Here is a 20,336-nt window from a genome sequence, read left to right as displayed (position 1 = left end):
CCAGACACCCATCGGCACTATCACAACGAATTTTTCTGGAGTTAAGTTTCCATGGCCAAGATCGCCCCGCAATTGCCTATCGAAGTCGACAGTGAAACCGGTGTCTGGACCTCCGACGCCCTGCCAATGCTGTATGTGCCACGCCATTTTTTCGTCAATAACCACATGGGCATCGAAGAAGTGCTGGGCGCCGACGCCTACGCCGAGATTCTCTACAAGGCCGGCTACAAATCCGCCTGGCACTGGTGTGAAAAAGAAGCCGAATGCCACGGACTGGAAGGCGTCGCGGTGTTCGAACACTACATGAAGCGCTTGTCGCAACGCGGCTGGGGCCTGTTCAAGATCCAGGACATCGACCTCGACAAAGGCACCGCCAGCGTCACGCTCGAGCACTCGGCGTTCGTCTATGTGTACGGCAAGGTCGGGCGCAAAGTCGACTACATGTTCACCGGCTGGTTTGCCGGCGCGATGGACCAGATCCTTCAAGCGCGCGGCAGCACCATTCGCACCGTCGCCGAACAAGTCTACGGAGGCTCCGAAGAGGGCTTTGATTCTGGCTTGTTCACCGTCAAGCCGTTGTAAGCCGAGGACCGTGCCATGGCTTTCGAAGCAATGTTTGCGCCGATCCAGATCGGCAAGCTGACCATCCGCAACCGCGTGCTCAGTACCGCCCACGCCGAGGTGTATGCCACCGACGGCGGCATGACCACCGACCGCTATGTGAAGTACTACGAAGAGAAAGCCAAGGGCGGTATCGGCCTGGCGATCTGTGGCGGCTCCTCCGTGGTGGCCATCGACAGCCCGCAGGAATGGTGGGCTTCGGTCAACCTGTCGACCGACCGCATCATCCCGCACTTCCAGAACCTGGCCGACGCCATGCACAAGCATGGCGCCAAGATCATGATCCAGATTACCCACATGGGCCGTCGCTCGCGCTGGGACGGCTTCAACTGGCCGACCCTGATGTCGCCATCCGGCGTGCGTGAGCCGGTGCACCGCGCCACCTGCAAGACCATCGAGCCGGAAGAAATCTGGCGCGTGATCGGCAACTATGCCCAGGCCGCGCGCCGGGCCAAGGCCGGTGGCCTGGACGGCGTGGAACTGTCGGCCGTGCACCAGCACATGATCGACCAGTTCTGGAGCCCACGGGTCAACAAGCGTACCGACGAATGGGGCGGCACCTTCGAAGGCCGCATGAAATTCGGCCTGGAAGTGCTCAAGGCCGTGCGCGCCGAAGTGGGTGATGACTTCTGCGTGGGCATGCGCCTGTGCGGTGACGAGTTCCACCCGGACGGCCTGTCCCACGAGGACATGAAGCAGATCGCCAAGTATTACGACGACACCGGCATGCTCGACTTCATTGGCGTGGTGGGCTCGGGTTGCGATACGCACAACACCCTGGCCAACGTGATCCCGAACATGAGTTACCCGCCGGAGCCGTTCCTGCACCTGGCCGCCGGGATCAAGGAAGTGGTCAAGGTTCCGGTGCTGCACGCGCAGAACATCAAGGACCCGAACCAGGCCACGCGCATCCTGGAAGGTGGCTATGTGGACATGGTCGGCATGACCCGTGCGCACATTGCCGACCCGCACCTGATCGCCAAGATCAAGATGGGCCAGATCGACCAGATCAAACAGTGCGTCGGCGCCAACTATTGCATCGACCGCCAGTACCAGGGCCTGGATGTGTTGTGCATCCAGAACGCCGCGACCTCCCGTGAATACATGGGCGTGCCGCACATCATCGAGAAGTCCACCGGGCCCAAGCGCAAAGTGGTCGTGGTGGGGGCAGGCCCGGCTGGGATGGAGGCTGCACGTGTCGCTGCCGAACGCGGCCACGACGTGACCCTGTTCGAGAAGAAAGAGTTTATCGGCGGGCAGATCACCACGGCCTCCAAAGCCCCGCAGCGCGACCAGATCGCCGGGATCACGCGCTGGTTCCAGTTGGAACTGGCGCGTTTGAAAGTCGACCTGCGCCTGGGCGTGGCGGCCGACGCCGATACCATCCTCGACCTGCGCCCGGACGTAGTCGTACTGGCGGTCGGCGGGCATCCGTTCATCGAGCAGAACGAACACTGGGGCGCGGCCGAAGGTTTGGTGGTGAGTAGCTGGGACGTGCTCGATGGCAAGGTGGCACCGGGCAAGAACGTGCTGGTGTACGACACCATCTGCGAATTCACCGGCATGTCGGTGGCGGATTTCCTGGCCGACAAAGGCTGCCAGGTTGAAATCGTCACCGACGACATCAAGCCGGGTGTGGCGATTGGCGGTACGTCGTTCCCGACCTACTACCGCAGCATGTACCCCAAGGAAGTGATCATGACCGGCGACATGATGCTGGAAAAGGTCTACCGCGAGGGCGACAAGCTGGTCGCGGTGCTGGAGAACGAATACACCGGGGCCAAGGAGGAGCGGGTGGTGGACCAGGTGGTGGTGGAGAACGGCGTGCGTCCGGACGAAGAGATCTACTACGCCCTCAAGCCGGGTTCGCGCAACAAGGGCCAGATCGACGTCGAAGCGTTGTTCGCGATCAAGCCGCAGCCCTGCCTGAACGAGTCAGGTGAGGGGTACTTGCTGTTTCGCATCGGTGACTGTGTGGCCCAGCGCAATACCCACGCTGCGATCTATGACGCCCTGCGCCTTTGCAAGGATTTCTAGGCAATCACCGAACCAAAGTGTGCTCGGTCAAGAAATGTGGGAGCAGCTTTTCTGTGGGAGCCGGGCTTGCCCGCGATGCAGGCAACTCGGTCTAGCTCAAGACCGCGTTGATGCCATCGCAGGCAAGCCAGCTCCCACACAAGCCCGCTCCCACATTCAGGGCCAGTTTCACAGTAGACCTCTGTGGTCTTTGGGAGCTTCACCATGCTGAACACCCTTCTTCCCATCCTGCTGTTCGCCGCCCTGGGCCTTGCCGTCCTCGGCGCCCTGCGCCGGGCGAACATGTGGCGCCGTGGCCGCGCGTCGAAAGTCGACCTGCTCGGCGGCCTGCTGGCCATGCCCAAGCGCTACATGGTCGACCTGCACCATGTGGTTGCCCGCGACAGATATATCGCCAACACCCACGTCGCCACGGCGCTGGGCTTTGTGCTGTCGGCGCTGCTGGCGATCCTGGTGCACGGTTTCGGCCTGCAGAGCCGCATCCTGGGCTACGCCCTGCTGTTGGCCTCGGTGTTGATGTTTATCGGCGCCACGTTCATGTATCTGCGCCGTCGCAATCCACCGTCTCGTCTGTCGAAAGGCCCGTGGATGCGCTTGCCGAAAAGCCTGATGGCATTCTCGGTAAGCTTCTTCCTCGTGACCTTGCCGGTGGCCGGGATGCTGCCGGCGGACTTCGGTGGCTGGTTGCTGGCTGCGCTGCTAAGCGTGGGCGTGTTGTGGGGCGTGTCCGAGATGTTCTTGGGCATGACCTGGGGTGGCCCGATGAAGCACGCCTTCGCCGGTGCACTTCACTTGGCCTGGCACCGCCGCGCCGAACGTTTTGGTGGCGGCCGTTCAACCGGCTTGAAGCCGCTGGACCTCAGCGACAAGACCGCACCATTGGGTGTGGAAAAACCCAAGGATTTCACCTGGAACCAACTGCTCGGCTTCGACGCCTGCGTGCAGTGCGGCAAATGCGAAGCCGCCTGCCCGGCGTTCGCCGCCGGCCAGCCGCTGAACCCGAAAAAGCTGATCCAGGACATGGTGGTCGGCCTGGCCGGCGGCACCGACGCCAAGTTCGCCGGCAGCCCCTATCCAGGAAAAGCCATTGGCGAACACGGCGGCAACCCGCACCAGCCGATCGTCAACGGCCTGGTGGACGCCGAGACCCTGTGGTCGTGCACCACCTGCCGCGCCTGCGTGGAAGAGTGCCCGATGATGATCGAGCACGTCGATGCCATCGTCGACATGCGCCGCCACCTCACCCTGGAAAAAGGCGCTACCCCAAACAAGGGCGCCGAAGTCCTCGAAAACCTGATCGCCACCGACAACCCCGGCGGCTTTGCTCCGGGCGGCCGCCTGAACTGGGCCACGGATTTGAACCTGCCGTTGCTCAGTGACAAGGGCAGTTGCGAGGTGCTGTTCTGGGTCGGCGACGGTGCCTTCGACATGCGTAACCAGCGCACCCTGCGCGCGTTCGTCAAAGTGCTCAAAGCGGGCGGTGTGGACTTTGCGGTGCTGGGTCTTGAAGAGCGCGACAGCGGCGACGTGGCCCGGCGTCTGGGCGATGAAGCGACGTTCCAACTGCTCGCCTCGCGCAATATCCAGACCCTGGGCAAATACAGTTTCAAGCGCATCGTCACCTGCGACCCGCACAGCTTTCATGTGCTGAAAAACGAGTACGGCGCCTTCAACGGCAATTACTTCGTGCAGCACCACAGCACCTTCATGGCCGAGCTGATCGGCGACGGCGCGCTGAACCTGGGCCAGCACAGAGGCAGCAGCGTGACCTATCACGACCCCTGCTACCTGGGCCGCTACAACGGTGAATACGAGGCGCCGCGCCAAGTGCTGCGGGCGTTGGGCATCGAGGTCAAGGAGATGCAACGCTCGGGCTTGCGTTCACGCTGCTGCGGCGGCGGCGGCGGGGCACCGATCACTGACATTCCCGGAAAGCAACGGATCCCGGACATGCGCATGGACGACATCCGCGAAACCGGCGCCGAGCTGGTGGCCGTGGGTTGCCCGCAGTGCACCGCGATGCTTGAAGGCGTGGTCGAGCCGCGCCCGTTGATCAAGGACATTGCCGAACTGGTGGCTGACGCCTTGCTTGAAGACGCCGCGCCTGCCAAAGCCCCTAATATGCGTGAACCTGCGGAGGTGCACTGATGAGCGATATTATCCGCCGCGACCCCCGTGCCGAATGGATCGCCCGCAACCGTCTGCACCCGCTGCATGCGGCGATGCAGCCGGTGCCACACAGCTGGATGGGGCCTAACGGCGTGATCCGCAAGAACGTGCATGGCGTCGGTTTTATCGGCCCCAACGGCATCAAGCGTATCGACCGCAGCGGCGCCCAGCAGGGCGGCGCGGCCAAACGCACGGCGGCCGTGGAAGCGCAATTGCCGCTGCATCAGGTCCCGGTCCCGGCGTTCTACATCAACGTGGTACCGGACATGGTCGGCGGTCGCTTGAGCAGCCACGACCGCGATTTACTCGGCCTGGCCCGGCAACTGGCCGGCAACGACGGCGCGGTGCTGGCCGTGGTGTTTGGTGACCACAAGGAAACGGCCTTTGCCACCGCCGGTGCGGATCGCCTGCTGGTGCTGGAAGGCCGTGAATTCGAGGGTTATTCACCTGAGCAGCGCGTGCAGGGTTTGCGCGCTGTGGATAACCAGTTCAACCCGCGCCATTGGTTGCTGCCGGACAGCCGCAGCGGTGGTGGCGAACTGGGCCGGCGCTTTGCCGCCAGCCTCAAGGAACGCCCGGCCACACGGGTGTGGCAGATCAAAGGTGATGAGTGCATCGGCCGTGCCGGTGCCGGCCAGGAGGATTTGGCTCGCCCACTGGCGCGCTTGATCCTGGCCGCCGCCGAGTGCGCCGACCCGGTCAGTGAGACCTGTCACGAGGCGTTGCCGGTGGAGTTATCCACAACCTTGGCGCGCAGCCTGCCGCGCATCGAAGACTTCGGCGCGGTGGCCGTGGACCCGGCGGCGATTCCCATGGCCGAGGCCGAATTCATTTTTTCCGGCGGCAACGGCGTGAAGGACTGGGCGCTTTTCCACCAGGCCGCCGCCGCCTTGGGCGCCACAGAAGGCGCCTCGCGGGTGGCGGTGGACGATGGCTTCATGGCGCGTGATCGCCAGGTCGGCGCCAGCGGCACCTGGGTGACGGCGCGGGTCTACGTGGCGGTGGGTATTTCCGGGGCGATCCAGCACCTGCAGGGCATCGGTGCCTGCGACAAGGTGGTGGCGATCAACCTGGACCCTGGCTGCGACATGATCAAGCGTGCCGACCTGTCGGTGATCGGCGAAAGCGCCGCGATACTGCAAGCCTTGATCGATGCGGTCCAGGCCTACCGCAACGGCGCCAAGCGCGATGCGGCTTAAGGAGTTGGTCATGACGACAAATGTAATCAGCCTGGTGTCCATCGGTGCCCACCCCACTTCGGGGCGCCCGCGCCGTGCGGAACAGGATGCACGCGCCGTGGAGCTGGGCCTGCAATTGGCTGGGGATAAGTTGCAGGTGCTGCACGCCGGCAACATCGCCGAGCCGACCTTGCGCAGCTACCTGGGCATGGGCTTGCCACACCTGCATGTGCTGGAACAACCGGCGGGCAGCGATGCATTGCCGGTACTCAGCGAGTACCTGCGCGACGCCGGCGCCCAGGTGGTGCTTGCCGGCAGTCAGGCCGAAACCGGTGAAGGTTCGGGCATGCTGCCGTTTCTGCTGGCCGAGCAATTGGGCTGGCCGCTGATTGTCGGGCTGGCGCAGGTGGAGTCCATCGACGCCGGCGTGGCCCTTGTGCTGCAAGCGTTGCCTCGCGGTCAACGGCGACGCTTGAAGGTGCGCTTGCCGTTCCTGGCGACGGTGGATAACGCCGCGCCCAAACCACGGCAAAGCGCCTACGGCCCGGCGCAGCGCGGTGAACTGGCGGCCCATGAAGTCGAGGTCGAACAGGACGAGTTATTCACAGGCGCTGTGTTGCAACCGGCCAAGCCACGGCCCAAGCGCCTCAAGGTAATCAAGGCCAAGAGTGGGGCGGATCGCATGAAGGCCGCTACGGCCAAGGCCAGTGGCGGTGGCGGGCAGGTGCTCAAGGGTGTCAGTCCAGAGGCGGGCGCCGAGGCCATCCTCAAGTTGTTGGTAGAAGAGGGTGTCGTACGCTAATCCTCTGTGGGAGCTGGCTTGCCTGCGATGGCAGTGTGTCAGTCCCACATGAGCTGACTGATCCACTGCTATCGCAGGCAAGCCCGCTCCCACATTAGTTTTTGCGGCGTTTGTAAGCTTACCCACAATCCCTGTTGACCCGTCTGTGGATAACCTGTTCGCGGTTGTCCACAGCCCCTGAATTTCAAGCCCTGCAGCCCTCTGTACGAAAAACAACCAACCTAACTGGCGGTTTTCCTTGGGGTTTTCTCTGCTCCTATACATTTTTCCAGGCAGACTTGCCCCCATACTCTGTTGGCGCTTCTGTGGATAAGGTGTTCGCTATCGGCTGCAGCCCTTGTAAATCAAGGCTTTCATGAATGCGATCAAAATTTGATCAATTCACGCTTTTGGCTGCGCGAAAGACACTCAAAACCCCGGTTTATGAAGGTTTCAGGTGGTTTTCCACAGCCGTCCTCAAGTTGCCCCCAAAGTCTGTTGGCGGTTCTGTGGATAAGGTGTTCGCGTACTGCTACAGGCCACGTATAACGTGGCTTTCATGCGATTGGTTAATAAGTGACCAGGTGGGAGCCAAAAACGCTGGCTTGAATAAGTCACGGATTTTCTTGATTTAATGTGAGAGGCGTAGCGCACTTGCCCACAATTGCTGTGGGTGGCTCTGTGGATAAGTTGTTGGGTGAAGGCTGGAGGGCAGGCTGGCAGAGGCTTGCGAAAGGTTTGATCAAATATTAAGCAGTGTGAGATTCAAGTGTGGGAGCGGGCTTGCTCGCGAATACGGTGGATCAGTCAATATATCTTGTGACTGTCACTGCGCATTCGCGAGCAAGCCCGCTCCCACATTGTTGATCTGTGGGGTGCCAGGTTATTCGTGTGCAGCCACGCCCTTGAGGTAGGGCGCCGGCGCCGCGCCGAGGTTGTTGAGCATGCGCTCGCTGTACCAATCTACAAAATTGACCACACCAAACTCATAGGTCTTGGAGTACGGCCCCGGCTGGTAAGCGGTGGAGTTGATGCCGCGCTGGTTCTCTTCAGCCAGGCGACGGTCCTGGTCGTTGGTGGCGTCCCACACTTGGCGCATGCGCTCCACGTCGTAGTCCACGCCTTCCACGGCGTCCTTGTGCACGATCCACTTGGTGGTGACCATGGTTTCCTGGGCGCTGAGCGGCCACACGGTGAACACGATGATGTGATCGCCCATGCAGTGGTTCCACGAATGGGGCAGGTGCAGGATGCGCATCGAGCCCAGGTCCGGGTTCTGGATGCGGCCCATGAGTTTGGCGCAGCCCTGCTTGCCGTCCAGCGTCATCGACACGGTGCCCTTGAGCAGCGGCATGCGCACGATGCGGTTACGCAGGCCGAAGCTGGCGTGGGCGTAAGGGATCTTCTCGGCATCCCAGGCGGCGGCCGAGGCGGCAACGTGGTCCTTGAACCCCTGGTCCGCGCGCGGGTCGGTGACGTCGTCCCATTCCAGCAGGGTTTTGAGCAGTTCCGGGTGCGAGGCGTTGCAGTGGTAGCACTCGCGGTTGTTTTCCAGCACCAGCTTCCAGTTGGCTTTTTCGAACAAGGTGGTCTGGATCGCCACCTTGGTGTTTTCCATGTCGTAGGGTTCCATGTAGTGGTTGAGCGTCGACAGGAAGTCATCGATGGCCGGCGGGTTCTCGGCCAGGCTGATGAAGATGTAGCCGCCGGCGGTCTTCACGTTCACCGGCTTGAGGCCGTACTGCTTCATGTCGAAGTCGGCGCCCATCTCGGTGCCGGCGAACAGCAGGCGACCGTCCAGCTCGTAGGTCCACTGGTGATAGTGGCAAACAAGCTTGGCAACCTTGCCCTTGTCGCTGGTGCACAAGCGCGAGCCACGGTGGCGGCACACGTTATGGAAGGCATGCACCACGCCTTCGGCGCCACGGATCACGATGATCGGGTTCTTGCCCACTTGCAGGGTCAGGTAATTGCCCTTGGTGGGGATCTCGCAGGTCATGCCGGCGATCAGCCACTCTTTCTGGAAGATCTCCTGCATGTCGATATCAAACAGCCGCTCATCAGAGTAGAACGGCTGTGGCAGCGAAAAAGTGCGCTCGCGCTCGTGCAGCATCTGCGCGGTGGCCTTGCGTGCGGGTTCCAGCGGATCGCCCAAGCTTAAGGTTGCGGTGACGTCCATCGTGTGTGTCCTCATGGCCATTCTGTGTGGCCGGCGAATAGTGGCTGATCAGGTTTGCAGCAAGGCGTAAAGAAAGCGTCGTTGTTGGGAGCGAGTGTGGGCCCGGCGTTGCGTGGAACCTTATCCATGGGCGACATGGCCCAATCTGATCCCGACGCGCAAGCCCCTGTTATTGGGGGCTGGTCGCGGTAAGTATGTGAATGTCGCAGATAGGTAAGTGGGCGGTTCTCGCGTTACGCAGAATCGCCACCATAAGGCCGACGTCGGCGGTGGAGAACAACATGTCCAATAGTTTCCTGAATCCGGTAACCACCCAGACCTGGGCCAATGGCCGGCACATCGTCCGTTGCGTCAAAGTCATCCAGGAAACCTGGGACGTGCGCACCTTCTGTTTCATGGCCGACCAGCCGATCCTGTTCTTCTTCAAACCGGGGCAGTTCGTCACCCTGGAGCTGGAGATCGAAGGCCAGCCGATCATGCGTTCCTACACCATTTCCAGCTCGCCGTCGGTGCCCTACAGCTTCTCGGTGACCATCAAGCGCGTACCGGGCGGCCGCGTTTCCAACTGGCTGCACGACACCCTGCACGAAGGCCAGGAGCTGGCGGTGCACGGGCCGGTCGGGCTGTTCAATGCGATCGACTTCCCAAGCCCTAAAGTGCTGTATCTGAGCGGTGGCGTCGGCATCACGCCGGTGATGTCCATGGCGCGCTGGTTCTACGACACCAACGCCAATGTCGACATGACGTTCGTTCACAGTGCCCGTTCACCCAAAGACATCATCTACCACCGCGAGCTGGAGCACATGGCGTCGCGTATCGACAACTTCAGCCTGCACCTGATCTGCGAGAAACACGGCCTGGGCGAACCTTGGGCGGGTTATCGCGGTTACCTGAACCACAAGATGCTCGAGTTGATGGTGCCGGACTTTCTTGAGCGCGAAGTGTTCTGCTGCGGGCCGACGCCGTACATGAGCGCAGTGAAGCGCCTGCTGGAAGCTGCTGGCTTCGATATGGCGCGCTATCACGAAGAATCCTTCGGTGCGACACCACCGGAAGCACGCGCCGACGCGGTGGAGCAGGCCGAACAAGCGGCGGATGCGCCGGAAGTCGACCTGGCGGACCTGCACCAGGTGGAATTCATCGCCTCGGGCAAAAGTATCCGCGTGGCCCCGGGAGAAACCGTGCATGCGGCGGCGGCCAAGCTTGGCTTGCTGATTCCCAAGGCCTGCGGCATGGGCATCTGCGGCACCTGCAAGGTGATGAAGCTGGGCGGCGAGGTCGAAATGGAGCACAACGGCGGGATCACCGAGGAAGATGAAGCCGAAGGCTACATCCTGTCGTGCTGCAGCGTGCCGAAGGGTGATGTGCGCATCGAATTCTAATCCTCACTGATCGTTCCCACGCTCCGCGTGGGAATGCTTCCTGGGACGCTCCGCGTCCCGCTGTCGCGCACGACTTAAGGCTGGCGAACGTTGTGACGCGGAGCGTCACGGGCTGCATGCCCACGCAGAGCGTGGGAACGATCTTTACGATCGTCAGGACCAGCGCTGTATCTCGATCAAACCCTCCATACCGGCATAGTTGCGAGCACTTGAGTACCGCCAGTGTTCCGCCAGATCCACGTAACCCCGTTTCACCGGGTTGTGGTGAATGTAATCAAGCTTCTGGCGCATCACGCTCTCGCTGTACACCAACTCGGCATGTGAGCCTTCCTGCCACAGTTGATAAACCCGATCTGTCTTGTGTGCGCGCTTGCTGAAACGCAGGCGTTGTAATACCCGCTCGGCGCCTTTGCTCTGCAGGTCATCAATGATGCTGCGGGCGGTGAAGGATTTGAATTGGCTGACGCACTTGGCCAGGTCGGGAGCCTGAGCGACGAAATGCAAGTGGTTTTCAAGGATGATGTAGCCATAAAGGTTTAAGTCTTTATGGCTTTGCTGATAGCGCCAGCAATCCAGCAAATGGCCGACGAGGTAGTCGCGGGTAAACAAAGGCAGCCATTCCATAACGGTGCATGTCAGGAAGTGCGGTTTTTCGGGTTCAGTGATGGTGTAGCGACTTCTGCCCATGCATTCATCCTTGAATCTTCTGGGGGGAGGGCTGGACGCGGAGCGTCCGGGGATGCATTCCCACGCAGAGCGTGGGAACGATCAAACGATCAAGGCCCGCATCGCAGGTCATGAGTCTGCGATGCGGGCCTTGTTGATCAACGAACGTTGAGGTTGATGACGTAGCGTTCACCGGATGCGGTCATCTCGAACGCCTTTCCGGTAACGGTGAAGGTTCTGGATGGCTCGATGATGGTGTCACCGACCTTTGCCAGTTTCCTCAGGTCGTCCAGGCTGACGAGTGTGGCGTTGATGTCCACTTCGTGTTGCGAGCTGGTGGTATAGCATTGATTTTCCATGATGTAGCCCTCTGCGGGATTTCCATTTCCAACCGAACATTCGGTAGGCAGTCAGCCCCGAAAAACGCGTCCGTCTGTTCGGGGTGTGGAGATCCTATCCAACGCAGGGGGTAGATAGATACCGTCAGAAATACGTACAAACAGTCTCTGCGAACGCGCCCAAAGGCCCGTCGTATCAGGCTTCCATCACTTTCCGAATGTCCGCCGCCAACTCTCTTACACGCTCTTCCTCGGTATCCCACGCACACATGAAGCGCGCGCCGCCTTTGCCGATGAAGGTGTAGAAACGCCAGCCCTTGGCGGTCAGCGCCGCGATGGCCGGTTCCGAGAGTTGCAGGAACACGCCGTTGGCTTGCACGGGGAACATCAGCTCAACGCCTTGGATATCCGCCACCAGGCTGCTCAGCAGCTGTGCGCACTGGTTGGCGTGGCGCGCGTGTTTGAGCCAGGCGTCGTTTTCCAGCAGGCCAACCCAGGGGGCGGAGAGGAAGCGCATTTTCGAGGCCAGTTGGCCGGCTTGCTTGCAGCGGTAATCGAAGTCTTCGGCCAGCGTGTGGTTGAAGAACAGGATTGCTTCGCCCACCGCCATGCCGTTCTTGGTGCCACCAAAGCACAGCACATCCACGCCGGCCTTCCAGGTCAGGTCCGCCGGCGAGCAACCGAGGAACGCACAGGCGTTGGAGAAGCGCGCACCATCCATGTGCAGGTTCAGGCCCAGCTCTTTGCAAGTGGCGCTGATGGCACGGATTTCTTCCGGGGTGTACACGCTGCCGACTTCAGTGGCCTGGGTGAGGGTGACCACCCGCGGCTTGGGGTAGTGGATGTCCTGGCGCTTGAGGGCGATCTCGCGGATCGACTCCGGGGTCAGCTTGCCGTTTTCGGTGCGGGCGGTGAGCAGCTTGGAGCCGTTGGAGAAAAATTCCGGCGCGCCGCATTCGTCGGTCTCGACGTGGGCGGTTTCCGAGCAAATCACGCTATGGTAGCTCTGGCACAAGGATGACAGGGCGAGGGAGTTGGCGGCGGTGCCATTGAAGGCAAAGAACACTTCGCAGTCGGTTTCGAACAGGTTGCGGAAACCGTCGGCCGCGCGGTGGGTCCATTCATCATCGCCATAGGCGCGCTGATGGCCCTGGTTGGCTTGTTCCATGGCGGCCCAGGCTTCCGGGCAAATGCCGGAATAATTGTCACTGGCGAATTGTTGGCTCTTGTCGGTCATGGCCCATTCCTGTGGTCGATGTTGGTGCGCACTGTAACCAAGATTGTCGCGGGTGCGCACGCACTGTAAATGCAAAGTCATTGGGGAATTATGCACGGTACTGAAACAATGCCTGTCGGACGCGTCCGTGATGGCGCTTTGGATTTGCTCAAGTGGTTGGCGCTGTTGAGCATGGTGCTGGATCACTTGCGCTATGTGGGGTTGAGTCTGGATGGCCTGTACGTACCCGGACGCCTGGCGTTTCCGTGGTTTTGCCTGGCGATCGCGGCGAACCTGCATCGAGTCAAAAACACAGCCGTCACCGGCCAGTGGCGGTATCTGGGCTGGCTGTTGCTGTTCAGTGTGATCAGCGAAGTGCCGTATCGGCTGTTTATCGAGGATGCCGATACGTTGAACGTGCTGCCAACCTTGGCGCTGGGCTTGCTGGTTGCACGGGGATGGCAGCAAAAGGCGGTGGTTGATCGAGGATTGGCGCTGATTGCCCTTGCGTTGGCGGCGGTGTTTTCAACCCACCTCATGTTCGGTTTTTTTGGTGTATTGCTGCCATTGGCGATGATGCTGGTGTTCCGTCGCCCTTGGTATTTCAGCTTATTGCCCGGTTTGGTGTGCGTCGCGGCCAACCAATGGCAGGTGTTACTCAGTAGCGGCAGCCTGGTTGCGATGCTTGGCTTGGCGACATGCCTGATTGCGCCATTGGCAGGATTGGTCTTGTTGCGACGTGGCAAAAGTGTTTCGCCACCGGCTATGCGGCGCTGGGCCTATGCCCTTTATCCCGCGCATTTCCTGCTGCTGCTACTGATCCGCCAGATCACTACCTAACCCCTGTGGGAGCTGGCTTGCCTGCGATGCTGGCACCTCGGTGTGTCAGCAGGAAAGCGGTGATGCCATCGCAGGCAAGCCAGCTCCCACACAAGCCTGTTCCCACATTTGTTCGGTGTCGCTCAGCTAATGTCGTAAACGCACCTTTGCGTGGCGTGCGCAGGCATTTGGCCTGCCTGCGCCAGCCCTACCATCGCATCAAAGGGCCCTGCGAGGGCCTCAACAATACGAAAGGCTGGGAGAGACGCGATGTTCAGCAAACAAGATCAGATCCAGGGATATGACGACGCACTGCTGGCGGCGATGAATGCCGAGGAGCAGCGTCAGGAAGATCATATCGAGCTGATCGCGTCGGAGAACTACACCAGCAAGCGCGTGATGCAAGCGCAAGGCAGCGGCCTCACCAACAAATACGCCGAAGGCTACCCGGGCAAGCGCTACTACGGTGGCTGCGAGCACGTGGACAAGGTCGAGGCCCTGGCCATCGAGCGTGCCAAGCAACTGTTCGGCGCCGATTACGCCAACGTGCAGCCGCACTCCGGTTCGTCCGCCAACAGCGCGGTGTACCTGGCGCTGATCAATGCCGGCGATACCATCCTGGGCATGAGCCTGGCCCACGGTGGCCACCTGACCCACGGCGCCAAAGTGTCGTCCTCGGGCAAGCTGTACAACGCCGTGCAGTACGGCATCAACACCGACACCGGCCTGATCGACTATGACGAAGTCGAGCGCCTGGCCGTGGAGCACCAGCCGAAGATGGTCGTTGCCGGCTTCTCCGCGTACTCCAAGACCCTGGATTTCCCGCGTTTTCGCGCGATCGCCGATAAGGTCGGTGCGCTGTTGTTCGTCGACATGGCCCATGTCGCCGGCCTGGTCGCCGCCGGCCTGTACCCGAACCCGCTGCCGTACGCCGACGTGGTCACCACCACCACCCACAAGACCCTGCGCGGTCCGCGTGGCGGCCTGATCCTGGCCAGGTCCAACGAAGCCATCGAGAAGAAACTCAACGCCGCCGTATTCCCCGGCGCCCAGGGCGGCCCACTGATGCACGTCATCGCCGGCAAGGCCGTGTGCTTCAAGGAAGCCCAGGAACCTGGCTTCAAGGTCTACCAGCAGCAAGTGATCGACAACGCCCAGGCCATGGCCGAGGTGTTTATCAAACGCGGCTACGATGTAGTGTCCGGCGGCACCGATAACCACCTGTTCCTGGTCAGCCTGATCCGTCAGGGCCTCACCGGCAAGGACGCGGACGCCGCCCTGGGCCGTGCCCACATCACCGTCAACAAGAACGCCGTGCCGAATGACCCGCAGTCGCCGTTCGTGACCTCGGGGCTGCGCATCGGCACCCCGGCGGTGACCACGCGTGGTTTCAAAGTGCCGCAGTGCATCGAACTGGCCGGCTGGATCTGCGACATCCTCGACAACCTCGGCGACGCCGACGTCGAGGCCAACGTGGCCAAGCACGTGTCTGCCCTGTGCGCTGATTTCCCGGTTTATCGCTGAGCGCGGTTTTGGAGTAATGACTATGCAACGCTACTCAGGCTTCGGCCTCTTCAAGCACTCACTCAGCCACCACGAAAACTGGCAGAAGATGTGGCGCACGCCTACCCCTAAAAAAGTCTACGACGTGGTCATCGTCGGCGGCGGCGGGCATGGTCTGGCGACCGCTTACTACCTGGCCAAGGAGCACGGCATCACCAACGTGGCCGTGGTCGAAAAGGGCTGGTTGGGCGGCGGTAACACCGCGCGCAACACCACCATCGTGCGTTCCAACTACCTGTGGGACGAGTCGGCGCACCTGTACGAACACGCGATGAAACTCTGGGAAGGCTTGTCCCAGGACCTGAACTACAACGTGATGTTTTCCCAGCGCGGCGTGTACAACCTGTGCCACACCCTGCAGGACATCCGTGACTCCGAGCGCCGCGTCAGCGCCAACCGCCTCAACGGCGTGGACGGCGAGCTGCTCAACGCCAAGCAGGTAGCCGACGAGATCCCCTACCTCGACTGCTCGAAAAACACCCGCTACCCGGTGCTCGGCGCCACCGTGCAACGGCGCGGCGGCGTGGCCCGTCACGATGCGGTGGCCTGGGGCTTTGCCCGCGCCGCTGACGCGCTCGGCGTGGACTTGATCCAGCAGACCGAAGTGATCGGCTTTCGCAAGGAAAACGGCGTGTGCATCGGCGTGGAAACCAACAAGGGCTTTATCGGCGCCAAGCGCGTCGGTGTGGTGACCGCCGGTAACTCCGGCCACATGGCCTCACTGGCAGGCTTTCGCCTGCCGATCGAATCCCACCCGCTGCAAGCGCTGGTATCGGAGCCGATCAAGCCGATTATCGACAGCGTGATCATGTCCAACGCCGTGCACGGCTACATCAGCCAGTCCGACAAGGGCGACCTGGTGATCGGCGCCGGTATCGACGGCTACAACGGCTACGGCCAGCGCGGTTCGTACCCGGTGATCGAACACACCATCCAGGCCATCGTCGAGATGTTCCCGGTGTTGTCCCGCGTGCGCATGAACCGCCAGTGGGGCGGCATCGTCGACACCACGCCGGATGCCTGCCCGATCATTTCCAAGACCCCGGTACCGAACATGTTCTTCAACTGCGGGTGGGGCACCGGTGGGTTCAAGGCCACCCCAGGCTCGGGCAACGTGTTTGCCGCCAGCCTGGCCAAGGGTGAAATGCACCCGCTGGCGGCACCTTTCTCCATCGACCGTTTCCACAACGGTGCGTTGATCGACGAACACGGCGCCGCGGCCGTCGCCCACTAACAGGAGAAATACCTCATGTTGCATATCTTCTGTCCTCACTGTGGCGAACTGCGCTCCGAAGAGGAATTTCACGCGTCCGGCCAAGCGCACATCCCGCGCCCGCTGGACCCGAATGCTTGCACCGACGCGGAGTGGGGCGACTACATGTTCTTTCGCGACAACCCCCGTGGCCTGCATCACGAACTGTGGATTCACGCCGCCGGTTGCCGTCAGTACTTCAACGCCACTCGCGACACCCTGACCTACGAAATGCTTGAAACCTACAAGATCGGCGAGAAGCCGCAATTCACCGCCAAGGCTTCTGGAGAGAAGGTATGAGCCAGACCAATCGCCTGTCCAACGGTGGCCGCATCGACCGTAATAAAGTCCTGACGTTTACCTTCAACGGCCAGAGCTACAAAGGCTTTGAAGGCGACACCCTGGCCGCTGCCCTGCTGGCCAACGGCGTTGACATCATTGGCCGCAGTTTCAAATACTCGCGCCCTCGCGGCATCTATGCGGCGGGCGCTGAAGAGCCGAACGCTGTGCTGCAGATTGGCGCAACCGAAGCCACGCAAATCCCTAACGTGCGCGCCACGCAGCAGGCGCTGTATCAAGGTTTGGTCGCCACCAGCACCAACGGCTGGCCGAGCGTGAACAACGACATGATGGGCATTCTCGGCAAGGTCGGCGGCAAGCTGATGCCGCCGGGTTTCTATTACAAAACCTTCATGTACCCGCAGTCGTTCTGGATGACCTACGAGAAGTACATCCGCAAGGCTGCCGGGCTTGGCCGCTCGCCGACCGAGAACGACCCGGACACCTACGACAACTTCAACCGTCACTGCGACGTGCTGGTGGTCGGCGCAGGCCCCGCCGGCCTGGCCGCGGCACTGGCGGCCGCGCGCAGCGGTGCCCGCGTGATCATCGCCGATGAGCAGGAAGAGTTCGGCGGCTCCTTGCTTGATTCGCGCGAAAGCCTCGACGGCAAACCGGCGGCTGAATGGGTCGCCAGCGTGATTGCGGAGTTGAAAGCCCTGCCCGACGTGGTGCTGCTGCCCCGCGCGACCGTCAACGGCTACCACGACCATAACTTCCTGACCATTCACGAGCGCCTCACCGATCACTTGGGTGACCGTGCGCCGATCGGCGTGGTGCGCCAGCGTATCCACCGTGTGCGCGCCAAGCGTGTGGTGCTGGCCACCGGTGCGTGCGAGCGCCCGCTGGTGTACGGCAACAACGACGTGCCGGGCAACATGCTCGCCGGTGCGGTCTCGACCTACGTGCGTCGCTACGGCGTGGCACCGGGCAAGAAGCTGGTGTTGTCGACCAACAATGACCACGCCTACCGCGTCGCGCTGGACTGGCTCGACGCCGGCCTGCCAGTGGTCGCAGTGGCCGATGTGCGCCACAACCCACGCGGCGCGCTGGTGGAAGAAGCCCGCGCCAAAGGTATTCGTATCCTCACCGGCAGCGCCGTGATCGAAGCCCGTGGCACCAAGCGCGTGACCGCTGCGCGTATCGCCGCGATTGACGTCAAGGCGCATAAAGTCACCAGCCCCGGCGAGTGGCTGGACTGCGACCTGGTGGCCAGCTCCGGCGGCTACAGCCCGGTGGTACACTTGGCCTCTCACCTGGGCGGCAAGCCAACCTGGCGCGAAGACATCCTTGGTTTTGTGCCGGGCGAAGCACCGCAAAAACGCGTGTGCGTCGGTGGCATCAACGGCGTCTACGGCCTTGGCGATTCCCTTGCTGACGGTTTTGAAGGCGGCGTGCGCGCCGCCAGCGAAGCCGGTTTTGCGCCGGTGGAAGGCACCTTGCCAAAAGCCCTGAGTCGTCTGGAAGAACCGACCCTGGGCATCTACCAGGTGCCGCACGACAAGCCCACCGCTCGGGCACCGAAGCAATTCGTCGACCTGCAGAACGACGTCACCGCCGCTGCCATCGAGCTGGCGACCCGCGAAGGTTTCGAGTCGGTCGAGCATGTCAAACGCTACACCGCGTTGGGCTTCGGTACCGATCAGGGCAAGCTGGGTAACGTCAACGGCCTGGCGATTGCCGCCCGTTCGCTGAACGTGACCATCCCGCAGATGGGCACCACCATGTTCCGCCCGAACTACACGCCGGTGACCTTCGGTGCAATTGCCGGGCGTCACTGCGGGCACATTTTCGAACCGGTGCGCTACACCGCGTTGCAAGCCTGGCACGTAAAGAACGGCGCCGAGTTTGAAGACGTCGGCCAGTGGAAACGCCCGTGGTACTTCCCACGCAACGGTGAAGACCTGCACGCTGCGGTAAAACGCGAATGCCTGGCCGTGCGCGACAGCGTCGGCCTGCTGGATGCGTCCACACTCGGCAAGATCGACATCCAGGGCCCTGACGCGCGTGAGTTCCTCAACCGCATCTACACCAACGCCTGGACCAAGCTCGACGTGGGCAAGGCGCGCTACGGCCTGATGTGCAAGGAAGACGGCATGGTCTTCGACGATGGCGTGACCGCGTGCCTGGCCGACAACCACTTCCTGATGACCACCACCACCGGCGGCGCCGCCCGCGTGCTGCAGTGGCTGGAAATCTATCAGCAGACCGAATGGCCGGACCTCAAGGTGTACTTCACCTCGGTCACCGACCACTGGGCGACCATGACCCTGTCCGGCCCCAACAGCCGCAAGCTGCTGGCGGAAGTCACCGACATCGACCTGGACAAGGACGGCTTCCCATTCATGACCTGGAAGGAAGGCTTGGTCGGCGGCGTTCCGGCGCGGGTGTTCCGTATTTCGTTTACCGGTGAGCTGTCCTACGAGGTCAACGTACAGGCCGACTACGCCATGGGCGTGCTGGAACAGATCGTCGAGACCGGCAAACAGTACAACCTGACCCCGTACGGCACCGAAACCATGCACGTATTGCGGGCCGAGAAGGGCTTCATCATCGTCGGCCAGGACACCGACGGCTCGATGACCCCGGACGACCTGAACATGGGCTGGTGCGTGGGCCGTACCAAGCCGTTCTCGTGGATCGGCTGGCGCGGGATGAACCGTGAAGACTGCGTGCGTGAAGAGCGCAAGCAACTGGTGGGCTTGAAGCCGATTGACCCTAACGTTTGGCTGCCGGAAGGCGCGCAGTTGGTGTTCGATCCGAAGCAGACGATTCCGATGAAGATGGTCGGCCATGTCACCTCAAGCTATGCGCACAACTCCCTGGGTTATTCGTTTGCCATGGGCGTGGTGAAGGGCGGCTTGAAGCGCATCGGTGAGCGGGTGTTTTCACCGCAGGCCGATGGCAGCGTGATCGAGGCGGAGATTGTGTCTTCCGTGTTCTTTGATCCGAAGGGCGAGCGGCAGAACATCTGATAGACCGAGTCGTCTGCATCGCAGGCAAGCCAGGTCCCACAGGGGAATGCATTCCAAATGTGGGAGGGGGCTTGCCCCCGATGAGGCCAGAACAGTCACCACAGAATTCAGACAGGTGCTTTATGACAGCAGCCAACGTATACCAACAACGCCCCACCACCGGCGCCAAGGCCGAGTCGTCGCTGCACCATGCCGACCTCGCCAGCCTGGTCGGCAAGGGCCGCAAGAACGCCGGCGTGACCGTGCGTGAAAAGAAACTCCTCGGCCACCTGACGATTCGTGGCGATGGCCATGACGCCGCCTTTGCCGCCGGCGTGCATAAGGCTCTGGGCATCGAATTGCCCGGCGCTCTCACCGTTATCGTCAAGGGCGACACCAGCCTGCAATGGCTCGGCCCGGACGAGTGGCTTTTGATCGTGCCGAGCGGTGAAGAATTCGCCGCCGAGCAAAACCTGCGTGCGGCCCTGGGCGACCTGCATATCCAGATCGTCAACGTCAGCGGCGGCCAGCAGATCCTCGAACTGAGCGGCCCGAACGTGCGCGATGTGCTGATGAAATCCACCAGCTACGACGTGCACCCCAACAACTTCCCGGTAGGCAAGGCGGTGGGCACGGTGTTCGCCAAGTCGCAACTGGTAATCCGCCATACCGCTGAAGACACCTGGGAACTGCTGATCCGTCGCAGCTTCTCGGATTACTGGTGGTTGTGGTTGCAGGACGCCTCGGCCGAGTTCGGTCTGAGCGTTCAAGCCTGATCGAATGAGCGCAAGAGGGCTGTTGTGGCGAGGGGGCTTGTCCCCCGTTGGAGCGCGCAGCGGTCC

The 20,336-nt window shown here is 61.7% G+C and carries 16 protein-coding genes; 12 read left to right on the top strand and 4 right to left on the bottom strand.

Annotated elements, in window-relative coordinates; all coding sequences use genetic code 11:
* Window positions 1–51 precede the first annotated feature (51 nt).
* From KVG91_RS10950 to etfB, 5 genes are all read left to right on the top strand, one after another.
* On the top strand, window positions 52–582 hold the full coding sequence (locus tag KVG91_RS10950) for a DUF5943 domain-containing protein (protein WP_169377022.1): 531 nt from the start codon (window positions 52–54) through the stop codon (window positions 580–582).
* Window positions 583–597: 15 nt separating this feature from the next.
* A complete protein-coding gene (gene dgcA / locus KVG91_RS10945) occupies window positions 598–2,658 on the top strand; it encodes a dimethylglycine demethylation protein DgcA (protein WP_169377023.1) in 2,061 nt (686 codons plus the stop codon).
* A gap of 204 nt (window positions 2,659–2,862) precedes the next feature.
* Window positions 2,863–4,806 (top strand): dimethylglycine demethylation protein DgcB, encoded by a 1,944-nt coding sequence (gene dgcB / locus KVG91_RS10940; RefSeq protein ID WP_169377024.1) that lies wholly within the window; start codon window positions 2,863–2,865, stop codon window positions 4,804–4,806.
* Window positions 4,806–6,026 carry an electron transfer flavoprotein subunit alpha gene (etfA, locus tag KVG91_RS10935; RefSeq protein ID WP_169377025.1) on the top strand — a complete coding sequence of 407 codons (1,221 nt, stop codon included), beginning with the start codon at window positions 4,806–4,808 and terminating at the stop codon, window positions 6,024–6,026. The genes dgcB and etfA overlap by 1 nt, the downstream gene beginning before the upstream one ends.
* 10 nt (window positions 6,027–6,036) lie before the next feature.
* On the top strand, window positions 6,037–6,807 hold the full coding sequence (gene etfB, locus KVG91_RS10930; RefSeq protein WP_169377026.1) for an electron transfer flavoprotein subunit beta: 771 nt from the start codon (window positions 6,037–6,039) through the stop codon (window positions 6,805–6,807).
* 862 nt (window positions 6,808–7,669) lie between these two features.
* On the opposite strand, the gene gbcA is transcribed toward etfB, so the two are convergent.
* Window positions 7,670–8,965 carry a glycine-betaine demethylase subunit GbcA gene (gene gbcA, locus KVG91_RS10925; protein WP_169377027.1) on the bottom strand — a complete coding sequence of 432 codons (1,296 nt, stop codon included), beginning with the start codon at window positions 8,963–8,965 and terminating at the stop codon, window positions 7,670–7,672.
* Window positions 8,966–9,246: 281 nt separating this feature from the next.
* On the opposite strand from gbcA, the gene gbcB reads away from it, so the two are divergent.
* Window positions 9,247–10,347: a glycine-betaine demethylase subunit GbcB gene (gbcB, locus tag KVG91_RS10920; protein WP_057723602.1), complete on the top strand. Its 1,101-nt coding sequence runs from the start codon at window positions 9,247–9,249 to the stop codon at window positions 10,345–10,347.
* A 153-nt stretch (window positions 10,348–10,500) separates the two neighbouring features.
* Here gbcB and KVG91_RS10915 read toward each other — a convergent pair whose 3' ends face one another.
* From KVG91_RS10915 to KVG91_RS10905, 3 genes are all read right to left on the bottom strand, one after another.
* The gene (locus KVG91_RS10915; RefSeq protein WP_169377028.1) at window positions 10,501–11,034 is read right to left on the bottom strand and encodes an REP-associated tyrosine transposase; all 534 of its coding nucleotides are present in this window, start codon (window positions 11,032–11,034) and stop codon (window positions 10,501–10,503) included.
* A 137-nt stretch (window positions 11,035–11,171) separates the two neighbouring features.
* The gene (locus KVG91_RS10910; protein WP_169377029.1) at window positions 11,172–11,372 is read right to left on the bottom strand and encodes a hypothetical protein; all 201 of its coding nucleotides are present in this window, start codon (window positions 11,370–11,372) and stop codon (window positions 11,172–11,174) included.
* 175 nt (window positions 11,373–11,547) lie between these two features.
* Window positions 11,548–12,588: a threonine aldolase family protein gene (locus tag KVG91_RS10905; protein WP_169377030.1), complete on the bottom strand. Its 1,041-nt coding sequence runs from the start codon at window positions 12,586–12,588 to the stop codon at window positions 11,548–11,550.
* 90 nt (window positions 12,589–12,678) lie between these two features.
* On the opposite strand from KVG91_RS10905, the gene KVG91_RS10900 reads away from it, so the two are divergent.
* The 6 genes from KVG91_RS10900 (at window position 12,679) to KVG91_RS10875 (ending at window position 20,270) form a co-directional block, all read left to right on the top strand.
* Complete coding sequence (locus KVG91_RS10900) at window positions 12,679–13,407, top strand: TraX family protein (protein WP_169377031.1); 729 nt, start codon at window positions 12,679–12,681, stop codon at window positions 13,405–13,407.
* A gap of 249 nt (window positions 13,408–13,656) precedes the next feature.
* The gene (gene glyA, locus KVG91_RS10895) at window positions 13,657–14,910 is read left to right on the top strand and encodes a serine hydroxymethyltransferase (RefSeq protein ID WP_169377032.1); all 1,254 of its coding nucleotides are present in this window, start codon (window positions 13,657–13,659) and stop codon (window positions 14,908–14,910) included.
* Window positions 14,911–14,932: 22 nt separating this feature from the next.
* Window positions 14,933–16,183 carry a sarcosine oxidase subunit beta gene (locus KVG91_RS10890; RefSeq protein ID WP_010207084.1) on the top strand — a complete coding sequence of 417 codons (1,251 nt, stop codon included), beginning with the start codon at window positions 14,933–14,935 and terminating at the stop codon, window positions 16,181–16,183.
* 15 nt (window positions 16,184–16,198) lie between these two features.
* On the top strand, window positions 16,199–16,501 hold the full coding sequence (locus KVG91_RS10885; protein ID WP_169378601.1) for a sarcosine oxidase subunit delta: 303 nt from the start codon (window positions 16,199–16,201) through the stop codon (window positions 16,499–16,501).
* Window positions 16,498–19,515, top strand: coding sequence for a sarcosine oxidase subunit alpha (locus tag KVG91_RS10880; RefSeq protein ID WP_169378602.1), 3,018 nt, complete (start codon window positions 16,498–16,500; stop codon window positions 19,513–19,515). Before KVG91_RS10885 ends, KVG91_RS10880 begins: the two co-directional genes overlap by 4 nt.
* Before the next feature lie 122 nt (window positions 19,516–19,637).
* Window positions 19,638–20,270, top strand: a complete 633-nt coding sequence (locus tag KVG91_RS10875; RefSeq protein WP_169378603.1) for a sarcosine oxidase subunit gamma — start codon at window positions 19,638–19,640, stop codon at window positions 20,268–20,270.
* Window positions 20,271–20,336 lie beyond the last annotated feature (66 nt).

The sequence above is a fragment of the Pseudomonas azadiae genome (assembly GCF_019145355.1).
Taxonomy (GTDB): domain Bacteria; phylum Pseudomonadota; class Gammaproteobacteria; order Pseudomonadales; family Pseudomonadaceae; genus Aquipseudomonas; species Aquipseudomonas azadiae.
The sequence above is the reverse complement of the archived record's forward strand: the minus strand, read 5'-3'. Positions and strand labels throughout refer to the sequence as shown.